Origin of the sequence: Dechloromonas sp. H13, from assembly GCF_009469615.1 — a bacterium.
Classification (GTDB): Bacteria; Pseudomonadota; Gammaproteobacteria; order Burkholderiales; family Rhodocyclaceae; genus Azonexus.
In genome coordinates, this window is record NZ_SSXX01000002.1 from 540,159 (window position 1) to 563,515 (window position 23,357).

General features: G+C 66.6%; 23 protein-coding genes. 14 read left to right on the forward strand and 9 right to left on the reverse strand.

Annotated elements, in window-relative coordinates; all coding sequences use genetic code 11:
• The first annotated feature begins 2 nt into the window (after positions 1–2).
• The 13 genes from GH660_RS07240 (at position 3) to GH660_RS07300 (ending at position 12,301) form a co-directional block, all read left to right on the forward strand.
• Positions 3–599: a hypothetical protein gene (locus GH660_RS07240; protein ID WP_194266247.1), complete on the forward strand. Its 597-nt coding sequence runs from the start codon at positions 3–5 to the stop codon at positions 597–599.
• Between the two features lie 2 nt (positions 600–601).
• On the forward strand, positions 602–1,396 hold the full coding sequence (gene truA / locus GH660_RS07245) for a tRNA pseudouridine(38-40) synthase TruA (protein WP_153145968.1): 795 nt from the start codon (positions 602–604) through the stop codon (positions 1,394–1,396).
• Positions 1,393–2,019: a phosphoribosylanthranilate isomerase gene (locus GH660_RS07250; RefSeq protein ID WP_153145969.1), complete on the forward strand. Its 627-nt coding sequence runs from the start codon at positions 1,393–1,395 to the stop codon at positions 2,017–2,019. Before truA ends, GH660_RS07250 begins: the two co-directional genes overlap by 4 nt.
• Entirely contained in the window at positions 2,006–3,205 is a 1,200-nt protein-coding gene (gene trpB / locus GH660_RS07255) for a tryptophan synthase subunit beta (protein WP_153145970.1), read from the forward strand. Before GH660_RS07250 ends, trpB begins: the two co-directional genes overlap by 14 nt.
• On the forward strand, positions 3,205–4,011 hold the full coding sequence (gene trpA / locus GH660_RS07260) for a tryptophan synthase subunit alpha (RefSeq protein WP_153145971.1): 807 nt from the start codon (positions 3,205–3,207) through the stop codon (positions 4,009–4,011). Before trpB ends, trpA begins: the two co-directional genes overlap by 1 nt.
• Entirely contained in the window at positions 4,008–4,877 is an 870-nt protein-coding gene (gene accD / locus GH660_RS07265) for an acetyl-CoA carboxylase, carboxyltransferase subunit beta (RefSeq protein ID WP_153145972.1), read from the forward strand. The genes trpA and accD overlap by 4 nt, the downstream gene beginning before the upstream one ends.
• Positions 4,874–6,181, forward strand: coding sequence for a bifunctional tetrahydrofolate synthase/dihydrofolate synthase (gene folC / locus GH660_RS07270; RefSeq protein WP_153145973.1), 1,308 nt, complete (start codon positions 4,874–4,876; stop codon positions 6,179–6,181). Before accD ends, folC begins: the two co-directional genes overlap by 4 nt.
• A 2-nt stretch (positions 6,182–6,183) precedes the next feature.
• Complete coding sequence (locus GH660_RS07275; RefSeq protein WP_153145974.1) at positions 6,184–6,957, forward strand: SPOR domain-containing protein; 774 nt, start codon at positions 6,184–6,186, stop codon at positions 6,955–6,957.
• Complete coding sequence (locus GH660_RS07280; protein WP_153145975.1) at positions 6,957–7,448, forward strand: CvpA family protein; 492 nt, start codon at positions 6,957–6,959, stop codon at positions 7,446–7,448. Before GH660_RS07275 ends, GH660_RS07280 begins: the two co-directional genes overlap by 1 nt.
• Before the next feature lie 13 nt (positions 7,449–7,461).
• Positions 7,462–9,000 carry an amidophosphoribosyltransferase gene (gene purF, locus GH660_RS07285; protein ID WP_153145976.1) on the forward strand — a complete coding sequence of 513 codons (1,539 nt, stop codon included), beginning with the start codon at positions 7,462–7,464 and terminating at the stop codon, positions 8,998–9,000.
• Positions 9,000–10,193 (forward strand): O-succinylhomoserine sulfhydrylase, encoded by a 1,194-nt coding sequence (locus GH660_RS07290; protein WP_153145977.1) that lies wholly within the window; start codon positions 9,000–9,002, stop codon positions 10,191–10,193. The genes purF and GH660_RS07290 overlap by 1 nt, the downstream gene beginning before the upstream one ends.
• Before the next feature lie 49 nt (positions 10,194–10,242).
• Entirely contained in the window at positions 10,243–11,523 is a 1,281-nt protein-coding gene (locus GH660_RS07295; protein ID WP_153145978.1) for a DEAD/DEAH box helicase, read from the forward strand.
• Positions 11,524–11,617: 94 nt separating this feature from the next.
• Complete coding sequence (locus GH660_RS07300; protein WP_153145979.1) at positions 11,618–12,301, forward strand: SDR family oxidoreductase; 684 nt, start codon at positions 11,618–11,620, stop codon at positions 12,299–12,301.
• Between the two features lie 42 nt (positions 12,302–12,343).
• Here the strand turns inward: GH660_RS07300 and recQ are convergent, their stop codons facing one another.
• The 5 genes from recQ to GH660_RS07325 are packed head-to-tail and all read right to left on the reverse strand — an operon-like array spanning position 12,344 to position 16,611.
• On the reverse strand, positions 12,344–14,164 hold the full coding sequence (gene recQ / locus GH660_RS07305; protein WP_153145980.1) for a DNA helicase RecQ: 1,821 nt from the start codon (positions 14,162–14,164) through the stop codon (positions 12,344–12,346).
• Between the two features lies 1 nt (position 14,165).
• Positions 14,166–14,903 carry a UDP-2,3-diacylglucosamine diphosphatase gene (locus GH660_RS07310; protein WP_153145981.1) on the reverse strand — a complete coding sequence of 246 codons (738 nt, stop codon included), beginning with the start codon at positions 14,901–14,903 and terminating at the stop codon, positions 14,166–14,168.
• Complete coding sequence (locus GH660_RS07315; protein ID WP_153145982.1) at positions 14,900–15,391, reverse strand: peptidylprolyl isomerase; 492 nt, start codon at positions 15,389–15,391, stop codon at positions 14,900–14,902. Before GH660_RS07315 ends, GH660_RS07310 begins: the two co-directional genes overlap by 4 nt.
• Before the next feature lie 9 nt (positions 15,392–15,400).
• Positions 15,401–15,973, reverse strand: a complete 573-nt coding sequence (locus tag GH660_RS07320) for a peptidylprolyl isomerase (protein WP_153145983.1) — start codon at positions 15,971–15,973, stop codon at positions 15,401–15,403.
• Between the two features lie 29 nt (positions 15,974–16,002).
• The gene (locus tag GH660_RS07325) at positions 16,003–16,611 is read right to left on the reverse strand and encodes a tetratricopeptide repeat protein (protein ID WP_153145984.1); all 609 of its coding nucleotides are present in this window, start codon (positions 16,609–16,611) and stop codon (positions 16,003–16,005) included.
• Between the two features lie 106 nt (positions 16,612–16,717).
• Here GH660_RS07325 and cysS point away from each other — a divergent pair, with 106 nt between their 5' ends.
• Positions 16,718–18,091 (forward strand): cysteine--tRNA ligase, encoded by a 1,374-nt coding sequence (cysS, locus tag GH660_RS07330; protein ID WP_153145985.1) that lies wholly within the window; start codon positions 16,718–16,720, stop codon positions 18,089–18,091.
• A gap of 55 nt (positions 18,092–18,146) precedes the next feature.
• On the opposite strand, the gene GH660_RS07335 is transcribed toward cysS, so the two are convergent.
• From GH660_RS07335 to grpE, 4 genes are all read right to left on the reverse strand, one after another.
• Complete coding sequence (locus GH660_RS07335) at positions 18,147–19,286, reverse strand: ABC transporter substrate-binding protein (protein ID WP_153145986.1); 1,140 nt, start codon at positions 19,284–19,286, stop codon at positions 18,147–18,149.
• Positions 19,287–19,420: 134 nt separating this feature from the next.
• Positions 19,421–20,554: a molecular chaperone DnaJ gene (gene dnaJ / locus GH660_RS07340; protein WP_153145987.1), complete on the reverse strand. Its 1,134-nt coding sequence runs from the start codon at positions 20,552–20,554 to the stop codon at positions 19,421–19,423.
• An 83-nt stretch (positions 20,555–20,637) separates the two neighbouring features.
• Positions 20,638–22,569, reverse strand: a complete 1,932-nt coding sequence (gene dnaK / locus GH660_RS07345) for a molecular chaperone DnaK (RefSeq protein WP_153145988.1) — start codon at positions 22,567–22,569, stop codon at positions 20,638–20,640.
• A 100-nt stretch (positions 22,570–22,669) separates the two neighbouring features.
• The gene (gene grpE / locus GH660_RS07350; protein ID WP_153145989.1) at positions 22,670–23,230 is read right to left on the reverse strand and encodes a nucleotide exchange factor GrpE; all 561 of its coding nucleotides are present in this window, start codon (positions 23,228–23,230) and stop codon (positions 22,670–22,672) included.
• Positions 23,231–23,357 lie beyond the last annotated feature (127 nt).

The window sequence follows — 23,357 nt, forward strand, 5'->3', positions numbered from 1 at the left end:
TTTTGCATCCATCTTCGGCATTGCTGATTTGCCTGACGGCGATCGTCGTCATCCAGTTTCTCGGTTATGGCGGGCTGGGGCTGGTATTTCTCCTGCTGCTGACCGGCATTCGCGCCCTACTGCCCGGTTGGTGGAAATTGCTGCGCCGCCTGCGCTGGTTGCTGGCCAGCGTCTGGCTGATCCTGGCCTACGGGACGCCCGGCGACGCGCTCCTCGACGCGGCGTGGCTGCCGACCCATGAAGGGGTGGCCGAAGCGACGCTGCATGTGGCGCGTCTGACGCTGATGCTGGGTTGCCTGGCCTGGCTGTTGGGGTCGCTCGGGCAGCGCGGGCTGCTGGTCGCGCTGGTCTCCCTGCTGCGCCCGCTGGCGCGTTGCGGTGTCGCCACCGACCGGCTGGTCGTCCGTCTGTCGCTGGTGATGGAAAATCTGCAGGTCGAATTGCCCAAGGGCGCCTGGCGCGACATGCTGGACGGCAATCCAGGCGGCGGCGACGGTCCGGCGAGCTTGCAGGTCGAGGTGCCGGCCTGGCGCTCGCTCGATTACCTCGTCTGCCTGGGCGCGGTGGTATTTTCGCTATGTGCAGTCGCATTGGGGTGAGCATGACGTCGAGAATTGCCCTCGGAGTGGAATATTGCGGAACAGCGTTTCGCGGCTGGCAGAGCCAGGCGCACGGCACCACGGTGCAGGATGCGCTGGAATCCGCCGTGCGCGAGATCGCCGGGCAGCCGGTCGGGGTCACCTGTGCCGGGCGCACCGACGCCGGCGTCCATGCCAGCCAGCAGGTCGTGCATTTCGATGCGCCGGCCGCGCGCCCGCTGACGGCCTGGGTGCGCGGCGTCAATTCGCATCTGCCCGATGGCGTCGCGGTGCGCTGGGCGCAGCCGGTCGGCGACGAATTTCACGCCCGCTTCAGCGCCCGCGGCCGGCGCTACCGCTACCTGCTGCTCAACCGGCCGCAGCGCCCCGGGTTGTGGCAGGGGCGGGTCGGCTGGTTCCATGGGCCGCTCGATCTGGCAGCGATGCAGGACGCCTGCGGTCGACTGCTCGGCGAGCACGATTTTTCCGCCTTTCGGGCAGCCGAGTGCCAAGCCAAATCGCCGGTCAAGACGATGACCGACGCCGCAGTCCGTCAGTGCGGGGTGATGTTCATCTTCGATTTCGCGGCCTCTGCCTTCCTGCATCACATGGTGCGCAACCTGGTCGGTACCCTGGTCCAGATCGGCAAGGGGGCGCAGCCGCCCGCCTGGGTCGACGAACTGTTGCAGATGCGGGACCGCAGGCTGGCGGCACCGACCTTTTCGCCCGACGGGCTGTATTTCCGCGGCCCGGTGTATGAGCCGCACTGGGGCCTGCCCGATCCGGCCGACGATTTTCTGGATGGAATGCTGACATGAGCACGCGCATCAAGATCTGCGGACTGACCCGCGAAGAAGACGTCGATGCCGCCGTAGCGGCCGGTGCCGACGCTGTCGGTTTCGTCCTCTATCCGCCCAGCCCACGCTACGTGACACCGCAGCGGGCGGCCGAACTGGCGCGGCGCGTGCCGCCCTTCGTCGACGTCGTCGGCCTGTTCGTCAACGAGGCGCCGGATACCGTGCGCGCGGTGTGCGACGTCGTGCCGGTCAGCCTCCTGCAGTTCCACGGCGACGAGACGGCCGCCTATTGCCGCCAGTTTTCAAGACCCTGGCTGCGGGCGGCACGGGTGAGGCCGGGCCTCGATCTGGTAGAATTCGCCCGCGCGTTTCCCGATGCCCGCGGGCTGTTGCTGGACGCCTTCGTCGAGGGGTATGGCGGCGGCGGCCATGTCTTCGACTGGACGCTGATTCCGCCGGGGCTCCCGGCGTTTTTGGTGCTTTCCGGCGGGTTGACCGCAGCCAACGTGGGCGATGCCATCCGGCACGTGCGGCCGGTTGCGGTCGACGTCTCCTCGGGGGTGGAAATGGGCAAGGGCATCAAGGATCACCAAAAAATCGCCGCCTTCGTGGCGGCAGTACGGAAAGTCGATGAATCACTATAACTTCCCCGACGCCAAGGGCCATTTCGGCCCCTACGGTGGCGTATTCGTGGCCGAGACGCTGTTCGGCGCGCTCGACGAGCTGAAGGCCGCCTATGCCGCCGCCCAGGCCGACCCGGCGTTCCGCGCCGAATACGAATACGAGCTGAAGCACTTCGTCGGCCGTCCGTCGCCGATCTACCATGCCAAACGCTGGTCCGACCTGCTCGGTGGCGCGCAGATCTACCTGAAGCGCGAGGACCTCAACCACACCGGCGCGCACAAGGTGAACAACTGCATTGGCCAGGCCATGCTCGCCCGGCGCATGGGCAAGCCGCGCGTCATCGCCGAGACCGGCGCCGGCCAGCACGGCGTCGCCACGGCCACCGTCGCCGCCCGCTACGGCATGGAATGCGTCGTCTACATGGGCAGCGAGGATGTCAAGCGCCAGGCGGCCAATGTCTATCGCATGAAGCTGCTCGGCGCCACCGTCGTGCCCGTCGAATCCGGCTCGAAGACACTGAAGGACGCGCTGAACGAAGCGATGCGCGACTGGGTCACCAACATCCACAACACCTTCTACATCATCGGCACGGTCGCCGGTCCACACCCGTATCCCATGCTGGTGCGCGACTTCCAGAAGATCATCGGCGAGGAATGCCTGGTGCAGATGCCGGAAATGGCCGGCCGCCAGCCCGACGCGGTGATCGCCGCGGTCGGCGGCGGTTCCAACGCGATGGGCATCTTCTACCCCTACATCGACGTCGAAGGCGTCCGCCTGATCGGCGTCGAGGCCGCCGGCGAGGGGATCGAGACCGGCCACCACGCCGCCTCGCTGACCGCCGGCGTGCCGGGCGTGCTGCACGGCAACCGCACCTACCTGTTGCAGGACGAGAATGGCCAGATCGTCGAGACGCATTCGGTCTCGGCCGGCCTCGACTACCCCGGCGTCGGCCCGGAACACGCCTGGCTCAAGGACATCGGCCGCGCCGAATACGTGCCGATCAACGATGCCGAGGCGCTCAAGGCCTTCCACAACCTCTGCCGCCTCGAAGGCATCATCCCGGCGCTCGAATCCAGCCATGCGCTGGCCTATGCCGCCAAGCTGGCGCCGACGTTGCCGAAGGACAGGATTCTGCTGGTCAACCTCTCCGGCCGGGGGGACAAGGACATGCATACCGTGGCCGAAAAATCCGGGATTGTCTTCTGATGTCGCGTATCAAATCCGCTTTTGAACGCCTCAATGGCGAGGGCCGCAAGGCGCTGATTCCCTTCATCACCGCCGGCGATCCCGATGCCGCGCTGACCCTGCCGCTGTTGCAGGCGCTGGTCGCTGCCGGCGCCGACGTCATTGAGCTCGGCGTGCCGTTTTCGGACCCGATGGCCGACGGCCCGACCATCCAGCGCGCCTCCGAACGTGCCCTGGCCAGGGGCATGAACCTGCGCAAGGTGCTGGCGCTGGTCGCCGAATTTCGCAAGACCGACGGCACGACGCCGATTGTTCTGATGGGCTACGCCAACCCGATCGAGGCGATGGGCCTCGACAGGTTCGCCCGCGCGGCGGCCGACGCCGGTGTCGACGGGGTGCTGGTCGTCGACTACCCGCCGGAGGAGGCAGAGTCCTTCGGCGCGGCGATGAAGGCCAACGGCATGGATCCGATTTTCCTGATCGCCCCGACGTCGACCGCGGAACGAATCGCCCAGGTGGCCCGCATTGCCAGCGGTTACGTCTATTACGTGTCGCTGGCCGGGGTGACCGGCTCCGGCGCCTTGAATGTCCAGGCGGTGGCCGAGCGCCTGCCGCTGATCCGCCAACAGACCGGCCTGCCGGTCGGCGTCGGCTTCGGCATCCGCGACGCGGCGACCGCCGCCCGCATCGCCGCCTTCGCCGATGCCGTCGTCGTCGGCAGCCGCATTATCGAAGAAATTGAACAATCGACGGCCGCAACGGCCTGCGCCAACGTCAAGGCGCTGGTGGCGGATATCCGTCGTGGTGTGGATGAGGTGAAACAATGAGCTGGCTGACCAAACTGCTGCCCCCCAAGATCAAGCGCGAACCGGGGCCGCAACGGCGCGGTGCGCTGCCCGAAGGCCTGTGGAGCAAATGCCCGTCCTGCGAGGCGGTGCTCTATGCCACCGATCTCGAGAACAACCTGCAGGTCTGCCCCAAGTGCGGCCACCACAATCGCCTCGACGCCCGCCAGCGCCTCGACCTGCTGCTCGATGCCGAAGGCCGTTTCGAGATCGGCAGCGAGGTCGTTCCGGTCGACAGCCTGAAATTCAAGGATTCCAAGTCCTACCCCGAGCGCCTGATGGAGGCCAACCAGGGAACCGGCGAGAGCGATTCGCTGGTCGTTCTGCAGGGCGCCATCAAGACCATGCCGGTGGTCGCCGCCGCCTTCGAGTTCGACTTCATGGGCGGTTCGATGGGCTCGGTGCTCGGCGAGCGTTTCGTGCGCGGCGTGCAGGTCGCGGTCGAGCAGAAGATGCCCTTCATCTGCATCACCGCCTCGGGCGGCGCCCGCATGCAGGAAGGGCTGTTCTCGCTGATGCAGATGGCCAAGACGACCGCCGCGCTGACCAAGCTGTCGGAGGCCGGCCTGCCCTTCATCTCGATCCTGACCGACCCGACCATGGGTGGCGTCTCCGCTTCCTTCGCCTTCGTCGGTGACGTCGTGATCGCCGAGCCGAAGGCGCTGATCGGTTTCGCCGGCCCGCGCGTCATCGAGCAGACGGTGCGCGAGACGCTGCCGGAAGGCTTCCAGCGTTCCGAATTCATCCTCGAGAAGGGCGCGATCGACATGATCGTCGACCGCCGCGAACTGCGCGACCAGGTCGCCCGCGTGCTGGCACTTTTGCAGAAACTGCCGGCCGCCGCTTGAAGACGCTCGAAGACTGGCTGCGCCACCTCGAAGGCCTGCATCCGAAAGGGCAGGCCGGGATCGAACTGGGGCTGGAGCGCATCCGGCGCGTCAAGGCGGCGCTCGGGCAGACGCAGCACTGCCCGGTGGTCATCGTCGGCGGCACCAACGGCAAGGGCTCGACCTGCGCCTACCTCGAAAACATCATCGATCGCGCCGGCTACCGGGTCGGCTGCTACACCTCGCCGCACCTGCTGGCCTACAACGAAAGGGTGCGCCTGAACGGCCGGCCGGTCGACGACGAAACGCTGTGCGCGGCCTTCGCCCGCGTCGAGGCGGCCCGGCAGCAAACCGGCGTCGCGCTGACCTATTTCGAGTTCGGCACCCTGGCCGCCTGGGAGGTGTTCGCGGCGGCCGGCGTCGAGGCCGCGATTCTCGAAGTTGGCCTCGGCGGGCGGCTCGATGCGGTCAACGCCTACGAACCGGACGTTTCCATCGTCACGACCGTCGATCTCGACCACACCGACTGGCTGGGCACGGACCGCGAGTCGATCGGTTTCGAGAAGGCCGGCATCTACCGCCCGGGAAAGCCCGCCCTGTGCGCCGACCCGCAGCCGCCGCAAAGCCTGCTCGACCACGCGGCGGCGATCGGTGCCGACCTGCGCCTGATCGGCCGCGATTTCGGCTTCGAACGGCCGCGTGCCGAAGGCAATGAAAACCGGCTGCAGTGGCGCTGGTGGTGTCGTTCCGGCGAGCAGGTCGTCAAGCGCGCGCTGGCCTACCCCGGCCTGCGCGGCCCAACCCAGCTCTACAACGCGGCGGTCGCCCTGGCGGCGCTCGATGCGCTGGGCGGCCGACTGCCGGTGACCATGCAGGCGATCCGGCCCGGCCTGATCGAGACCGAGTTGCCCGGCCGCTTCCAGGTCGTTCCCGGCAAGCCGGCTATCGTCCTCGACGTCGGCCACAACCCGCAGGCGATCCGAGTGCTGGCCGACAACCTGTCGGGCATGGGCTTCTTCGACCGCACCCATGCCGTGCTCGGTATGCTGCGCGACAAGGACATCGTCGGTGCGCTGCAGCCGCTGAAGGACCGGGTCGATTTCTGGCACGTGGCGACGTTGAGCGGACCGCGCGGCACCGCTGCCGAGGAACTGGCGGCCATCATCGCCGATACCCGCCTCGGCGGCGAGGTCGTTTGCCACCCCTCGCCGCAGGCCGCGATGCAGGCGGCCAAGGGGCAGGCCGCTGAAAGTGATAGAATTCTGGCCTTTGGATCCTTCTACACGGTGGCCGGAGCGCTGCAGGCGCTGCGGGGCAAGCCCTAGTCATGGAAGACAACGACGCCCAGACCCAACTCAAGAAACGCGCACGTCGCCGCCTGGTCGGCGCCGTGGCCTTTGCCTCGGTGGTCGCCGTGGTCCTGCCGATGGTGATGGACCATGAGCCGCGGCAGACGGTACAGGATGTCGAGATTCGCATTCCGGGCCAGGACGAGAAGCCGTTGACGCCGAAGGTGGTCATGGCGCCGGCCGAAAAACCGGCGTCGAAGACGCCCGAGCCGACGGCCGCCGACAGCAAGCCGCCGGTGGCGGCGGAAGCGGCACCGGCCGCCAGGCCGACGGCGCGGGTGATGGAAGTGACCAAGGACAAGCCGGCCGAGAAGCCTGCTGAAAAACCGGCCGAAAAGACCGCGGAAAAGTCACCCGAGAAGGCACCGCCGAAAGCCGCCGAAAAGCCGGCGCCCAAGCCGGAGAAGGCACCCGAGAAGGCCGTCGAGAAGCCCGCGACCAAGGAATCCGCGGCCGACGCCAAGCGCGCGGCGGCGATTCTTGCCGGGCAGGGCGCCGCGCCGGAAGCCGCGCCCGCCAAGTCCGGCGAATTCGTGATCCTGATCGGCGCCTTCGCCAACGAGGACAACGTTCGCAACTTGCGGGCCAAGCTGGCCGAAAGCAACATCAGGACGTTCAGCGAACCCTTGCAGACGCCGGGCGGCACCAAGACCCGGGTACGGGCGGGCCCCTTCGCGAGCCGCGAGGCAGCCGAGAAGGCGCTCGAGAAGATGAAGCAGGCCGGCGTGTCCGGCGTGATTTCCGGCAAGTGATGGCGACCTTCGACTATGTCGTCCTCGGCATCGTCGCCATCTCCCTGGTGATTGGCTTGTGGCGGGGCGTGGTGAGCGAACTGATCGCGCTGGCCGCCTGGGTGCTGGCCTTCATGGCGGCGCTCGAGTTCGGCGCCGCCAGCGGTCAGGCAGTGTTCGCCGGGATCGTCGATCCGGCGCTGCGTGCGCTGGCCGGCTGCGTGCTGGTCTTCGTCGGCGTGCTGGTCGCCATGTCGCTGGTGCGGCTGGCCGTGCGCAGCATGGTCAAGGCGCTCGGGCTGAGCCTTTCGGATCGTCTGCTCGGCATGTTCTTCGGCCTGGCGCGCGGCATCCTGCTGGTGATGCTGCTGGTCGCCGCCGGCGGCATGACCTCGGCGCCGCAGCAGCCGTGGTGGAAGGATGCGACGCTGGCCCCCCCCCTGGAAACGGCCGTTCTGGTAGCCAAACCCTGGCTGCCGGACGATCTGGCAAAAAAGATTCGATTCAGTTAGGCAGGAAGAAACTATGTGCGGGATTCTCGGTGTGATGGCGACGACGCCGGTCAACCAGTTGCTATACGACGGACTGATGGTGCTCCAGCACCGCGGCCAGGACGCGGCGGGCATCGCCACGGCGGAAGGCAACACCTTCCATCTGCACAAGGGGCCGGGGCTGGTGCGCGACGTCTTCCGCACGCGCAACATGCGGGCGCTGCCCGGCAACTGGGGGATCGGCCACGTCCGCTACCCGACCGCCGGCTCGGCCTACAACTTCGCCGAAGCCCAGCCGTTCTACGTCAATTCGCCGTTCGGCATCGTCCTCGGGCACAACGGCAACCTGACCAACGCCGAACAGCTGAAAGGCGAGATGTTCCGGCTCGATCGCCGGCACATCAACACCAATTCCGATTCCGAAGTCCTGCTCAACGTGCTGGCGCACGAACTGCAATCCGCCGCACACGGCTATGAGCTCGATGTCGACAGTATCTTCCAGGCGGTCGCCGGCGTGCATCGCCGCTGCCGTGGCGCCTATGCCGTGGTGGCGCTGATCGCCGGCTACGGCCTGCTCGCCTTCCGCGATCCCTACGGCATCCGCCCGCTGGTCTATGGCCAGAACGAGACCGAGGCGGGGACCGAATATCTGGTCGCCTCCGAATCGGTGGCGCTCGACACCCTGGGCTTCAAGATGGTGCGCGACATCGAGCCGGGCGAGGCGGTGTTCATCGACCTCAACCACCAGTTCCACAGCCGCCAGTGCGCGCAACAGCCGACCTACGCACCGTGCATCTTCGAATACGTCTATCTGGCGCGGCCGGATTCGGTGATTGACGGAGTCTCGGTCTACGAAGCGCGCCTGGCGATGGGCGAGCTGCTGGCCGAGAAGGTGCGCAAGAACATCCCGGTCGACGAGATCGACGTCGTCATCCCGATTCCCGATTCGAGCCGGCCGTCGGCCATGCAGCTGGCGCAGACGCTGGGCATTCCGTTCCGCGAAGGCTTCGTCAAGAACCGCTACGTCGGCCGCACCTTCATCATGCCCGGCCAATCGATGCGCCGGAAATCGGTGCGCCAGAAGCTCAATACCGTCGGCCAGGAGTTCCGGGGCAAGCGCGTGCTGCTGGTCGACGATTCCATCGTGCGCGGCACGACCAGCCGGGAAATCGTCGAGATGGCGCGGGCCGCCGGCGCAATCAAGGTCTACTTCGCCTCGGCGGCGCCACCGGTGCGCTTCCCCAACGTGTATGGCATCGACATGCCGACGCGCGCCGAACTGATCGCCACCGGGCGGACGGATGCCGGCATCGCCGCCGAGATCGGCGCCGATGCGCTGGTCTATCAGGATATCGACGCCCTCAAGCAGTCGGTGACGACGATCCGTTCCGACCTGACCGTCTTCGAAGCCTCATGCTTCGATGGCTGCTACATCACCGGCGACATCGACGAGTATTACCTCGATGCCGTCGAGGGCAATCGCGGCGGCAAGGCGGCCAAGAGCGACGAGGACGGCGACGGCAAGGCCTCGCAGCAGCTCGTGCTCGGCCTGGCGGCCGGGGGGCAGGACTGATGGCCGGTTTCGACGACGCCACGCCGGCCTACCGCCCGGAGACCCTGGCCGTGCGTGCCGGCCAGGAGCGCAGCCAGTTCGGCGAGCATGCCGAGGCGCTCTACCTGACCTCGAGCTTCGTCTTCAAGAGCGCGGCGTTGGCCGCCAAGCGCTTTTCCGGCGAGGAGGAGGGCAACGTTTACTCGCGCTTCACCAACCCGACCGTCACCATGTTCGAGGAGCGCCTCGCCGCCCTCGAAGGCGCCGAGGACTGCGTCGCCACGGCCAGCGGCATGTCGGCGATCATGGCGCTGGTCCTCGCGCACCTCAAGAGCGGCGACCACATCGTCGCCTCCAGCGGTCTGTTCGGCGCCACCGTGCAGTTGTTCTCGAATATCCTGGCGCGTACCGGCATCGCCACCACCTTCGTGCCGCAGACCGACCCGACGGCCTGGGAAGCGGCGATCCGCCCGGAAACGAAGCTGTTCTTCCTCGAAACGCCGTCCAACCCGCTGACGGAAATCGCCGATATTTCGGCGTTGACCGCAGCAGCCCATGCCCGGGGCATTCTGGTCGCCGTCGACAACTGTTTCTGCACGCCCATCCTGCAGCGTCCGCTCGAACTGGGCGCCGACCTCGTCGTCCATTCGGCGACCAAGTTTCTCGATGGCCAGGGGCGCGTGCTCGGCGGTGCCGTGTGCGGCCCGAAACGGCTGACCGAGGAGGTCTTCAAGTACCTGCGTACCGCGGGCCCGACGCTTTCCGCCTTCAACGCCTGGGTCCTGCTCAAGGGCCTGGAGACGCTGAAGATCCGCGTCGAGGCGCAGTCGGCCAATGCCCTGCAACTGGCGCGCTGGCTCGAAGCCCATCCGAAAGTGGCGCGCGTCTTCTACCCCGGCCTGCCGTCGCATCCGCAGTATGAACTGGCGCAGAAGCAGCAGAAGGGCGGCGGCGCCATCGTCTCGTTCGAAGTGCAGGGCGCCCGCGAGCAGGCCTGGCAGGTCGTCGACCATTGCCGGCTGCTGTCGATCACCGCCAACCTCGGCGACACCAAGACCACCATCACCCATCCCGCATCCACCACGCACGGCCGCATCCCCCCGGAAGCCCGGGCGGCGGCCGGCATCGGCGAGGGCCTGCTGCGCATCGCCGTCGGCCTCGAAGCCGTCGAAGACCTGCAGGCCGACCTCGCGCGCGGCCTCTCCCTCATCTGACATTCAGGCGGCACCCGGCGCACGCCGGGTGCTCCGCCACGGAGTTCCCATGCATTTTTCCGACCTCGGCCTCAAGGCCGAAATCCAGCGCGCCGTTGCCGAACAGGGCTACGACACGCCGACCCCGATCCAGCAGCAGGCGATTCCCGCCGTGCTCGCCGGTCACGACCTGATGGCCACGGCGCAGACCGGCACCGGCAAGACCGCCGGCTTCACGCTGCCCATCCTGCACCGCCTGGCCTCTGGTCCGAACGACCGCCTGACCCGCGTCGCCCGCACGCCGCGCGTGCTGGTGCTGACGCCGACCCGCGAACTGGCGATCCAGGTCGAGGAAAGCGTGCGCACCTACGGCAAGCACCTGCCGATCAATTCGCTGGCCGTCTTCGGCGGCGTCGGCATCAATCCGCAGATCGCCAACCTGCGCCGCGGCGTCGATATCCTGGTCGCCACGCCTGGCCGCCTGCTCGACCACGTGCAGCAGAAGACGGTCGACCTCGGCAGCATCGAGATCTTCGTCCTCGACGAAGCCGACCGCATGCTCGACATGGGCTTCATCCGCGACATCCGCAAGATCATCGCGCTGCTGCCGAAGCAACGGCAGAACCTGATGTTCTCGGCCACCTTCTCGCCGGAAATCCGCGAACTGGCGGCCAGCCTGTTGCACCAGCCGGTATCGGTCGACGTCGCGCCGCGCAACACGGCCGCCGAGACGGTGACGCAGAAGGTCATCGAGACCAACCGCGAGCAGAAGAAGGACCTGCTCAAGCACCTGTTCGAGTCGCGCGGCCTGCACCAGGTGCTGGTCTTCGCGCGCACCAAGCACGGCGCCGACGCGCTGGCCCGCACGCTCGACAAGGCCGGCATCAAGTCGGCGGCCATCCACGGCGACAAGTCGCAGGGGGCGCGCACGCGCGCGCTGGGCGACTTCAAGGACGGCAAGCTGGTCGCGCTGGTCGCCACCGACATCGCCGCGCGCGGCATCGACATCGACGCGCTGCCCTACGTCATCAATTACGAACTGCCCAATGTCGCCGAGGACTACGTGCACCGCATCGGCCGCACCGGCCGCGCCGGCATGGAGGGCGAGGCCATCTCGCTGGTTTGCCACGACGAGCGGCCGCAGCTGAAGGACATCGAGAAGCTGATCAAGCGCAGTCTCGAACGCGTGGTGATCGCCGGCTTCGAGCAATCCGCTACCGCCGCACCGCGCCCCGTGCCGCCGCCGCGCGGCCCGCGCAAGCAAACTGCGTCGGGCAAGCCGCAAAGCCAGAAAATGGGCCAAAAATCCGGTCGACCGCAGCAGCATCACAGCGGCAGCCGGCACCGCTAGAAAACCTGCATCCGGCCAGGTCTGATCGCTTGGGCGCAGTATTGACCGTCCAACTCGGCTACCATGGATTTCCCTTGCCAGAGGAGGAGCCACCATGCAGCCATCCAGCCTCGCCGGAAAGCGCATTCTCGTCACGCATGCCGATGCCTTCATGGGCCCGGTCCTATGTGAGGTGTTCAGGGAGCACGGTGCGACCGTCATCGCCAACGTGCTCCGACTGCTGGCGCCGGACGAACCGGCCCGCGCGCTGGCCGAGGCCGGCCAGGTCGACGTGCTGGTCGCCAACCTGGCGATCGAGGCACCCACGACACCGGTCGCCGATGCGGATGACCAGGAGTGGGGTTCCGTATTCAATGCGCTTGTGACGCCATTGCCGCGCCTGGTGCGGGCCGTCCTGCCACAGATGATCGGGCGCCGCAGCGGCAAAATTCTGGTCATGGGCAGCGCTTCGGCCCTGCGCGGCATCAAGCGGGCTTCCACCTACAGCGCCGCGCGGGGCGCCCAGCTGGCCTATGTGCAATCGGCTGGCGTCGAACTGGCGCCGTATAACATCCAGATGAATGCCATTGCCCAGAACTTCGTCGACAATCCGACCTATTTCCCGGCCGAGGTGCAAGCCAATCCTCGCTTTCAGGAGCGACTGAAGCGCGAGGTTCCGCTGGGGCGGCTGGTCGGCGCCCGCGAGGATGCCGAATTCGCGGCGTATCTCTGCGGCGAATCAGCCAACTGCTTCGTCGGGCAGGTCTTTCCCGTGTGTGGCGGCTGGGTGGCCCGCTAGCCGCGTAGCGTCGATGATGGATATTCCGCGAGCGGCCCCGTTTCAGCCGGCCTCGCGGATCAGCGCCAGCAGTTCCTCGCCGTAATGCTCGATCTTGGCGCCGCCCATGCCGGTGATGCCGGCGAGCAGGCCGTGGCTGGTCGGGCGGGCCTCGGCCAGTTCGCGCAGCGTCCTGTCGTGCAGGATGACGTAGGCCGGGACGGCCTGCTCCCTGGCAGTGTCGGCGCGCCAGCGGCGCAACAGCTGGAACAACGCCTCGTCGGCCGGCGCGAGATCGCTGACCACGGCGCTGCTGCTGCTGCGCGATGGGGCCGACTTGCGCCTGGCCGGCCGGCGTAGCTGTACCGTGCGCCGGCCCTTGAGCACTTCGCGGGCGGCTTCGGTCAGCTGCAGCGCGCCATGCTCGGCCATGTCGACATGGACGAGGCCGGCCGCCGCCAACTGGCGGAAGACGCTTTTCCAGGCGTGGTCGTCGAGGTCGCCGCCGACGCCGAAGGTCGGCAGTCGGTCGTGATTCCATTGCCTGACCTTGTCGGTCGCCTTGCCGCGCAGGATGTCGGTCAGGTGCGTGACGCCGAAGCGCATGCCGGTGCGGAAGATCGCCGACAGCGCCTTCTGCGCCGCCTGCGTGCCGTCCCACAGTTCCGGCGGTTCAGCGCAGACGTCGCAATTGCCGCAGGGCTGGCGTTCCTCGCCGAAGTAGTCGAGCAGCACCTGGCGCCGGCAGCGCGGCGCTTCGCAGTAGGCGAGCAGGGCGGTCAGGCGCTGCGCTTCTAGGATCTTCTGGCCCTCGCCGGCACCCGATTCGGCGATGCGCGCGTGCTGTAGGGCGACGTCCTGCATCCCGTAGGCCATCCAGGCTTCCGAGGGCTCGCCGTCGCGGCCGGCGCGCCCGGTTTCCTGGTAGTAGGCTTCGATGCTCTTCGGCAGGTCGAGGTGGGCGACGAAGCGCACGTCCGGCTTGTCGATGCCCATGCCGAAGGCGATGGTGGCGCACATGACGAGGCCGTCGTCGCGCAGGAAGCGGCGCTGGTTGGCGGCGCGCTCGTCGGCCGGCAGGCCGGCGTGGTAGGGCAGCGCCGGGTAGCCTTGCTCGGACAGCCAGGCGGCGGTCTCCTCGACCTTCTTGCGCGACAGGCAATAGACGATGCCGGCCTGGCCTTTCCGTCCGGCGAGGAAGCCGAGCAATTGCTTCCTGGCGTTGTCCTTTTCGACGACGGTGTAGCGGATGTTCGGCCGGTCGAAGCTGGAGAGGAAGACGCGCGCTTCGCCGAGGCCGAGGCGCTGCAGCATCTCGTTGCGCGTCGCCTGGTCGGCGGTGGCGGTCAGCGCGATGCGCGGCACCGCCGGGTAGCGTTCGTGCAGCGCCGAGAGCTGCAGGTATTCGGGGCGGAAGTCGTGGCCCCACTGCGAGACGCAGTGCGCTTCGTCGATGGCGAACAGCGCCAGCTTGCCGGCTTCGGACAGCGCGTCGAGCAGGGCCAGCGTACGGTCGAGTAGCAAGCGCTCGGGGGCGATATAGACGAGGTCGAGGCCGCCGCTGAACATGGCCTGTTCGACCGCCTGCGCTTCGCGCCAGTCGAGGGTGGAGTTGAGGCAGGCGGCCTTGACCCCGAGTTGGGTCAGCGCATCGACCTGGTCCTGCATCAGCGCGATCAAGGGCGAGACGACGACGGCGCAGCCCGGGCGGAGCAGGGCGGGGATCTGGTAGCACAGGCTCTTGCCGCCGCCGGTCGGCATCAGCACCAGCGCGTCGCCGCCGCCGGCGACGTGGTCGATGATCTCGGCCTGGGCGCCGCGGAAGGCGGGATAGCCGAAGGTAGCGCGCAGGACGTCCAGGGCGCCGGTTGCGGTCGACGTCATTTCAGGGCCGATTTTCAGGCAGCACGGCTTCGCGGGCCAGCGTCGCGCCGTCCCAGACCAAGCATTCGCCGCGCTCCTCGTGCCAGTCGGCGAGTACCCAGCGTTCGACGTGGATGCCGTCGACGATGTGGTCGTGCGTCGCCGGGCGATGCGTGTGGCCGTGGATGAAGGTGGCGTAGGCGTGGTCGCGCAGGAAATCGTCGGTCGCGGCACCCTGCAGGTCGCTGTACGGCGGGTTCATGGCCTGTTGGCGTGAGCGGCTGCGCCAGCGCATCCAGCGCGCCACGAGGCGGCGCAGGAAACGCGGGCGGCCGAGCATCCTTGCCTGCCATTCGGGCGTGCGGACGCGGGCGCGGAAGGCCTGGTAGGCGGTGTCGTCCAGACACAGCGCGTCGCCGTGCGAGAGGACGAAGCTCCATTCTGGAAGCTGCAGGTCGCAGGGGTCGGGTAGCAGGCGGACGCCGCTGGCGGCAGCGAACCCTTCGCCGAGCAGGAAATCGCGGTTGCCGTGCTGGAAATAGATCTTCACGCCGGCGTCGCTGGCGGCACGCAGCGCGGCGACGATCTGCGCGTGGTAGGGGTCGTCGATGTCGTCGTCGCCGATCCAGACCTCGAACAGGTCGCCGAGGATGTAAAGCGCGTCGGCCTGGCGGGCACGGCCGGCCAAAAAGCGGAGGAACAAACAAGTCGCCCCGGGTGACCGGGGCGACAGGTGCAGATCGGAGATGAAGAGGATCAAACGATCTCGGCCTTCTCGATGATCACGTCTTCCTTCGGGACGTCCTGGTGGAAGCCCTTGTTGCCGGTGGCGACGGCGCGGATCTTGTCGACCACGTCCATGCCCTCGACGACCTCGCCGAACACGCAGTAGCCCCAGCCCTGGCCGGACGGCGCCTTGAAGTCGAGGAAGTCGTTGTCGACGACATTGATGAAGAACTGGGCGGTCGCCGAATGCGGGTCGCCGGTGCGCGCCATGGCGATGCTGCCGCGCTTGTTCTTGAGGCCGTTGGCGGCTTCGTTCTCGATCGGTGCCCTGGTCGCCTTCTGGTTCATGCCCGGCTCCATGCCGCCGCCCTGGATCATGAAGTTCTTGATCACGCGGTGGAAGACGGTGTTGTCGTAGTGGCCGGCCTCGACGTAGGCGACGAAGTTGGCGACCGTCTTCGGGGCTTTCTCGGCGTTCAGTTCGAGCGCGATGACGCCGTGGTTGGTGGTGAGCTTGATCATTGGGAGTCCTTATTTCTCGGAAATGATGGTGACGCTTTTGATGATGACCGGCGTCGTCGGCACGTTCTCGTACATGCCGGCGTTGCCGGTCGGCACCCTGGCGATCTTGTCGACGACGTCCATGCCCTGGGTGACGCGGCCGAACACGGCATAGCCGTAGCCGCGCGGGTCGGCCGCCGTCTTGTGGTTGAGGAAGTCGTTGTCCTTCAGGTTGATGAAGAACTGGACGCGCGCCGAATGCGGATCCTGCGTGCGCGCCATGGCGATCGTGCCGCGGTCGTTCCTGAGGCCGTTCGCCGCCTCGTTCTGCAGGGCCGGGGTGCGTGTCTTCTTCTCCTCCATCGCCGTGCTGAACCCGCCGCCCTGGATCATGAAGCCGTCGATGACGCGGTGGAAGACGGTGCCTTCGTAGAAGCCATGCTTGGCGTTGTAGAGGAACATCTCGACTGTCTTGGGCGCCTTCTCGGCGTTGAGTTCGAGCGTGATCTTGCCCAGCGAGGTGGTCATTTCGACGGTCGGCGCAGCCCAGGCGGAGAGGGCGATGAGCAGGCCGGCGGCGAGGGTGGAGACTTGCTTCAGCATCGGGGAATTCCTTCGCGGTGAATGGTCGATCAGCGGCCGGGCTTGCCGTTGCCGTTGCCGTTGCCGTTGCCGTCGACGGCTGCCGCCGGCTTGCCGGCGGGCGCGGCGATCAGTTCATGGGCCAGGGCCAGCTTGGCCTTGGCCGTGCGGCTGCCGGCATCGAGCTGCACCGCCCTGGCGTAGGCCTGGCTGGCCAGCTTGGCGTAGAGGTCGCCGAGGTTTTCGTAGGCGACGGCATAGGACGGGTGGGCCTGGATGGCCATCTCGAGCGCCATGCGCGCCTTGTCGTACTGCTTCTGGCGGGCATAGAGCACGGCCAGGTTGTTGTACGACTCGGGCATTTCCGGGTACTCCTCGGTCAGCCGGGTGAAAATGGCAATCGCTTCGGCCGGGCGGTCAGTCTCGGAATAAATGACGCCCTTGAGAAAGCGCGCCTGAGCATCGTCGGGGGTGGCGCGCAGCAGGGCGTCGACCTTTTCCATGGCCTGCACGTACTGGCCGCGCTTGATATGGCGCTGGGCATCGGCGAGATCGTCGGCGAAGGCCGGCGCGGCGGCCGCGACTGCCAGCCCGACGGCGATCGCCCGCAGGGTTCGCGAGACCCGGAAGCGCGGCTGTGGCAGGGGAACGGAAGTCATCGCTATGCTATACTCGGCGCCGGTTTACAATCGTTCGATTCTACCAAGAACGCCGGCCTTTCCAAAGCTTCCAGACGGCTGACGGCGTTGCCGGAACTCCCTTCCCATGCTCAAAATCCACAACTCCCTGAAACGGGAAAAGCAGCTCTTCACGCCCATCGAACCGGGCAAGATCCGCATGTACGTGTGCGGGATGACCGTCTATGACTACTGCCATCTTGGCCACGCCCGCGTCATGGTCGTCTTCGACATGGTCTATCGCTGGCTCAAGGCCAGCGGCTACGACGTGACCTACGTGCGCAACATCACCGACATCGACGACAAGATCATCAAGCGCGCCAGCGAGAACGGCGAGACGATTCAGCAGCTGACCGACCGCTTCATCGCCTGCATGCACGAGGACGCCGACGCGCTGGGCGTGCTGCGCCCGGACCACGAGCCGCGCGCCACCGAGTACGTGCCGGAAATGCTCGACCTGATCGGCAAGCTGGAGGGCAACGGCCTCGCCTACCGGGCGGCGGACGGCGACGTCAATTACGCGGTGCGCAAGTTTCCCGGCTACGGCAAGTTGTCCGGCAAGTCGCTCGACGACCTGCGCGCCGGCGAGCGGGTCGAGGTCGATTCGGCCAAGCAGGACCCGCTCGACTTCGTGCTGTGGAAGCACGCCAAGGCGGGCGAGCCGGCCTGGCAATCGCCGTGGGGTGACGGCCGGCCGGGCTGGCACATCGAGTGTTCGGCGATGAGCTCGAAGCTGCTCGGCCAGCATTTCGACATCCACGGCGGCGGCCAGGATCTGCAGTTCCCGCACCACGAGAACGAGATCGCCCAGTCGGAAGGCGCCAACTGCTGCACCTTCGTCAATTACTGGATGCACAACGGCTTCGTCCGCGTCGACAACGAGAAGATGTCGAAGTCGCTCGGCAACTTCTTCACCATCCGCGAGGTGTTGCAACGCTACGATGCCGAGGTGGTGCGCTTCTTCATCCTGCGCGCCCACTACCGCAGCGCGCTGAACTACTCCGACGCGCATCTCGACGACGCCAAGCGCAGTCTGGACAGCCTCTACTTCGCCCTGCGCGACGTGCCGCCGGTGGCCGTGGAGATCGACTGGACGCAGGGCTTCGCCGCCCGCTTCGCGGCCGCGCTGAACGAGGATTTCGACTCGCACGGGGCGATCGCCGTGCTGTTCGAGCTGGCCGGCGAGGTCAATCGCCAGCGCAGCGGCGAGCTCGCCGGTCTGCTGCAGGCGCTGGCCGGCGTCATCGGTCTGCTTGAACGCGCGCCGACGGCCTATCTGCGCGGCGGCGGCGCGGCGGCTGGCGGGCTGGACGAGGCGGCCATCGAGCGCATGATCGGCGACCGCGCGGCGGCCAAGAAGGCGCGCAATTTCGCCGAAGCCGATCGCCTGCGCGACGAACTGAAGGCGGCCGGCATCGCGCTCGACGACAGTCCGCAGGGAACGACCTGGCGGCGGCTCTGAAATGAAAAACGGCCTGTGAAAACAGGCCGTTTTTTCTGGTCGACCGCAGCCGGGCCTACTTGAGCACCTTGCCGCCCGGGCCGACGACCGTCAGTTCGACGAAGCGCGAGCCCTGCCGGTTGGTGGCGCTGTAGGCGACCTTGAGGCCCCCCATGTCCAGGCTGGTGCTTTCCAGCGCGGCCATGTACTTCTCGCGGGTCAGGTCCTTGCCGGCGCGCTTCAGTGCATCGACCGTGACGCGCGCCATGGCATAGGCCTCGATGCCGTAATACGAGTAGCCGCCCTTGCTGCCAACCAGCTTCTGGTAGTCGCGCACCATCGGCACGATGTCGTTCCACGGATACGGCATGACCTGCGAGATGCCGATGCCGCGGGCGTCGGGGCCGAGCTCGGCGACCAGCTGTTCGGTGCCGACCGGCGACAGGGTCATGAACATCGGGCTCTGGTTGATCTTCTTCATCGCCTTGACGAAGGCCGCCGTCGGCTTGTACAGCGTGACCATGACCACCGCCTGCGGCTTGGCCTTGGCGATCGCTTCGACCGCTGCCGTCACCTCGACCGAGTTGCGTTCGACAGTGGCGGCGACCGACGGGGCGAGGTTGTGCTTCTTCAACGAGGCGGTGACGCCGTCCAGCCCGGACTTGCCGAAGCCGTCGTTCTGGTAGAAGACGGCGATGTTCTTGAGGCCGAGCGACACCAGCTGGTTGACGATGGCCTCGGTTTCGTCGGCATAGCTGGCACGCACGTTGAACATGTAACGGCCGTTCGGATTCTGGGAAATCGGTTCGCGCAGGGTGCCGGCGCCGGAAATCGTGCCGACCAGCGGCACCCGGGCCGGGCCGAACACCGTGTTCATCGCCTCGGTCGTCGGGCTGGAACCGTAGGAGGCGAGCAGGCCGAAGACGTTCTTCTCGTTGATCAGGGCCTTGGTGTTGGCCACTGCGCGGTCGGTTTCATAGCCGTCGTCGAGCGCCACCAGGTTGATCTTGCGGCCATTGACGCCGCCGGACTTGTTGACCTGGTCGAAATAGGCCTGGATCACCTGGCGCATGTCGGTGCCATAGACGCCGTTGGTTCCCGAGAACGGCGAGGTCATGCCCAGCGTGATCGCGTTGTCGGTGACTCCCGGCTCGGCCGTCGCCAGCGTTGAAACGGTGATGGCTGCGACAGCCAGCAGTTGCTTCAGGAATTGCATTGTTCGTCCCCCCTGTTGAGTGCGCAGATTCTAACAGCCGAAAGGCGGCGGGGGGAACAGGGCAGGTGGCCGGCACGGGCGCCGGCCACCGGTTGCGGTCGACACCCGAAAAGTGCCGAAAATGCAGGGCGGGGTCAATCCCCGAAGAATTCCTTCACCTTGTCCATCCACGACTTGGCGCGCGGGTTGTGTTGCGCGCCGTTGTCGCGGCTGGTCGATTCTTCCAGTTCGCGCAGCAGTTCCTTCTGGCGCTCGGTCAGGTTGACCGGGGTCTCGACCACGACGTGGCACATCAGGTCGCCGTGGGTGTGGCTGCGCACCCCCTTGATGCCCTTGCCGCGCAGGCGGAAGACGCGGCCCGACTGTGTTTCGCCGGGAATCTTGATGCTGGCGGCGCCATCGAGCGTCGGAATCTCGATCTCGCCGCCGAGCGCGGCGGTGGTGAAGGAAATCGGCATCTCGCAATGCAGGTCGTTGTGGTCGCGGGTAAACACCGCGTGCGGCTTGAGGTGGATCTGCACGTAGAGATCGCCCGGCGGGCCGCCGTTGACGCCGTGCTCGCCCTCGCCGGCGAGACGGATGCGATCTCCCTCGTCGACGCCGGCCGGAATCTTGACCGACAGCGTCTTGTGCTGCTTGACGCGGCCGACGCCGCCGCAACTCTTGCAGGGGTCGGCGATGAAGCGGCCGGTGCCGTGGCACTTGTGGCAGGTCTGCTGAATCGAGAAGAAGCCCTGCTGCAGGCGAACCTGGCCGGAGCCGTTGCAGGTCGGGCAGGTCTTCGGCTGGGTGCCGGGCTTGGCGCCGGAGCCGTGGCAGACCTCGCATTCCTCCATGGTCGGGATGCGGATCTTGGTTTCCGTGCCGTGCGCCGCCTGCTCCAGCGTGATTTCCAGGTTGTAGCGCAGGTCGGCGCCGCGATAGACGTTGGAGCGGCCGCCGCCACCGCCGCCGCGGCCGCCGAAGATCTCGTCGAAGATGCCGCCGAAGGCGTCGGAAAAGCCGCCGCCGCCGAAACCGCCGCCGCCCATGCCGGCCTGCGGGTCGACGCCGGCGTGGCCGAACTGGTCGTAGGCCGCGCGCTTCTGGCCGTCCGAGAGGATTTCGTAGGCTTCCTTGGCTTCCTTGAAATGCTCCTCGGCCTTTGGATTGTCCGGATTGCGGTCCGGGTGGTACTTCATGGCCAGCTTGCGGTAGGCCTTCTTGATCTCGTCGTCGGAAGCGTCGCGGTTGACGCCGAGAATTTCATAAAAGTCGCGTTTTGACATGTCGTCTACCCGTCAAGTGACAAAGGCGCCGAGCGCCGCCGGAGTTTTCCGGAAGGCTCGGCGCCGGGCTGATGCTTCAGGACTTACTTCTTGTCCTTGACCTCGGTGAACTCGGCGTCGACCACGTCGCCTTCGTCCTTCTTCGCCTGCTGCTGGGCGCCGGCATCGCCACCGGGGGCGGCACCTTCAGCCTGCTGCTGGGCGTACATCTTTTCGCCCAGCTTCTGGGCGGCGGCGGACAGCGCTTCGGTCCTGGCGGTGATGACGTCCTTGTCGCCATCGCGCAGCACGTCCTCGACATCCTTGATCGCCTTCTCGATGGCTTCCTTCTCGCCGGCATCGAGCTTGTCGCCGTATTCGGTCAGCGACTTCTTGACCATGTGCACCATGCCGTCTGCCTGGTTGCGGGCGTCGGCCAGCTCGTGCGCCTTCTTGTCTTCCTCGGCGTGCAGCTCGGCGTCCTTCACCATGCGCTGGATCTCGTCCTCGCTCAGGCCGGAGTTGGCCTTGATGGTGATCTTGTTTTCCTTGCCGGTGGCCTTGTCCTTGGCGGTGACGTGCATGATGCCGTTGGCGTCGATGTCGAAAATGACCTCGATCTGCGGCGTGCCGCGCGGGGCCGGCGGGATGCCTTCCAGGTTGAACTGGCCGAGGCTCTTGTTGCCGGAAGCGACTTCACGTTCGCCCTGCAGCACATGGATGGTCACCGCCGCCTGGTTGTCGTCGGCGGTCGAGAAGACTTGCGAGGCCTTGGTCGGGATCGTCGTGTTCTTCTGGATCAGCTTGGTCATGATGCCGCCCAGGGTCTCGATACCCAACGACAGCGGGGTGACGTCCAGCAGCAGCACGTCCTTGACTTCGCCCTGCAGCACGCCGCCCTGGATGGCGGCGCCGACGGCGACGGCCTCATCCGGGTTCACGTCCTTGCGCGGCTCGCGGCCGAACACTTCCTTGACCTTCTCCTGAACCTTGGGCATGCGCGACTGGCCGCCGACCAGGATCACGTCGTCGATGTCGCCCAGCTTGCAGCCGGCGTCCTTCAGCGCGGTCAGGCAGGGGGCGACGGTGCGCTCGATCAGCTCGTCAACCAGCGATTCGAACTTGGCGCGGGTGATCTTCAGCGCCAGGTGCTTCGGGCCGGAAGCGTCGGCGGTGATGTAGGGCAGGTTGATTTCGGTCTGCTGGCTGGAGGACAGCTCGATCTTGGCCTTTTCGGCAGCTTCCTTGAGGCGCTGCAGGGCCAGCACGTCCTTCTTCAGGTCGACGCCGGATTCCTTCTTGAATTCGTCGATGATGTAGTCGATCAGGCGCTGGTCGAAGTCTTCGCCGCCGAGGAAGGTGTCGCCGTTGGTGGCCAGCACTTCGAACTGCTTTTCGCCATCGACGTCGGCGATTTCGATGATCGAGATGTCGAAGGTGCCGCCGCCGAGGTCATAGACGGCGATCTTCTTGTCCTTGGAGGACTGCTTGTCCATGCCGAAGGCGAGCGCAGCGGCGGTCGGCTCGTTGATGATGCGCTTGACTTCCAGGCCGGCGATGCGGCCGGCGTCCTTGGTGGCCTGGCGCTGGCTGTCGTTGAAGTAGGCCGGCACGGTGATGACGGCTTCGGTGACTTCTTCGCCGAGGTAGTCTTCGGCGGTCTTCTTCATCTTACGCAGCACTTCGGCGGAAACCTGCGGCGGGGCGATTTTCTTGTCGCGCGCCTCGACCCAGGCATCGCCGTTGTCGGCCTTGACGATCTTGAAGGGCATCAAGGCGATGTCCTTCTGCACTTCCTTCTCTTCGAAGCGGCGGCCGATCAGGCGCTTGACGGCGTACAGCGTGTTCTTCGGGTTGGTGACGGCCTGGCGCTTGGCCGGTGCGCCGCACAGGATTTCGCCGTCGTCGGTGTAGCCGACGATGGACGGCGTGGTACGCGCGCCTTCGGAGTTTTCGATGACCTTCGGCTGGCCGCCTTCCATGATGGCGACGCAGGAGTTGGTGGTGCCGAGGTCGATGCCGATGATCTTGCCCATGTTCGTTTTCCTAGATGTGAATGACTGATGTTCGTGAATTGGGGGCGGTGCCCCCGATTTCAAGCGTCTGCCGCGGTCGACCGCGGAAATCGCCGGTTTTTCATTTGCCCTTGGCGACCATGACCAGCGCCGGGCGCAGGACGCGCTCGGCGATCAGATAACCCTTCTGGAGGACGGTGACGACGGTGTTGGCGTCCTGCTCGGAATCGACCATGCCGATTGCCTGGTGCTTGTGGGGGTCGAACTTCTCGCCGGCCGGATTGACCTCGACCAGGGCGTTCTTCTCGAAAGCCGAAACCAGTTGCTTGAGGGTCAGCTCGACGCCCGACTTGAAGCTGTCGACGGTCTGTTCCGGCACGGCCAGCGCGGCTTCCAGGCTGTCCTTGACGGCCAGCAGTTCGCCGGCGAATTTCTCGACGGCAAACTTGTGTGCCTTGGCGATGTCTTCCTGGGCGCGGCGGCGGATGTTCTCGCCCTCGGCCTTGGCGCGCAGCCAGGCGTCGTAGTGCTCGGCGGCCTTCAGTTCGAGGGCGCGAAACTGTTCCTCGACGCTCGGCAGCGTATCGGTGTGCTCGTGCTCGTGCGCGGCGGGCGCGGGGCTCGCCTCGGTGGCGGGTTCGTTGCCCAGCAAGGGTTCCTGGGGGGTTTCCGGGGTGGACATGGACGCTTCTCCAAAAAAGTTGGTGGATAGTTGGGGGCGCCATTTTGCATTTCAAGAGGCGACTGCAAATATTCGGCAGGCGGTCGGCGAATGGCCGGCGCGCGGGCCGCGTGCTACGATCGTTCCC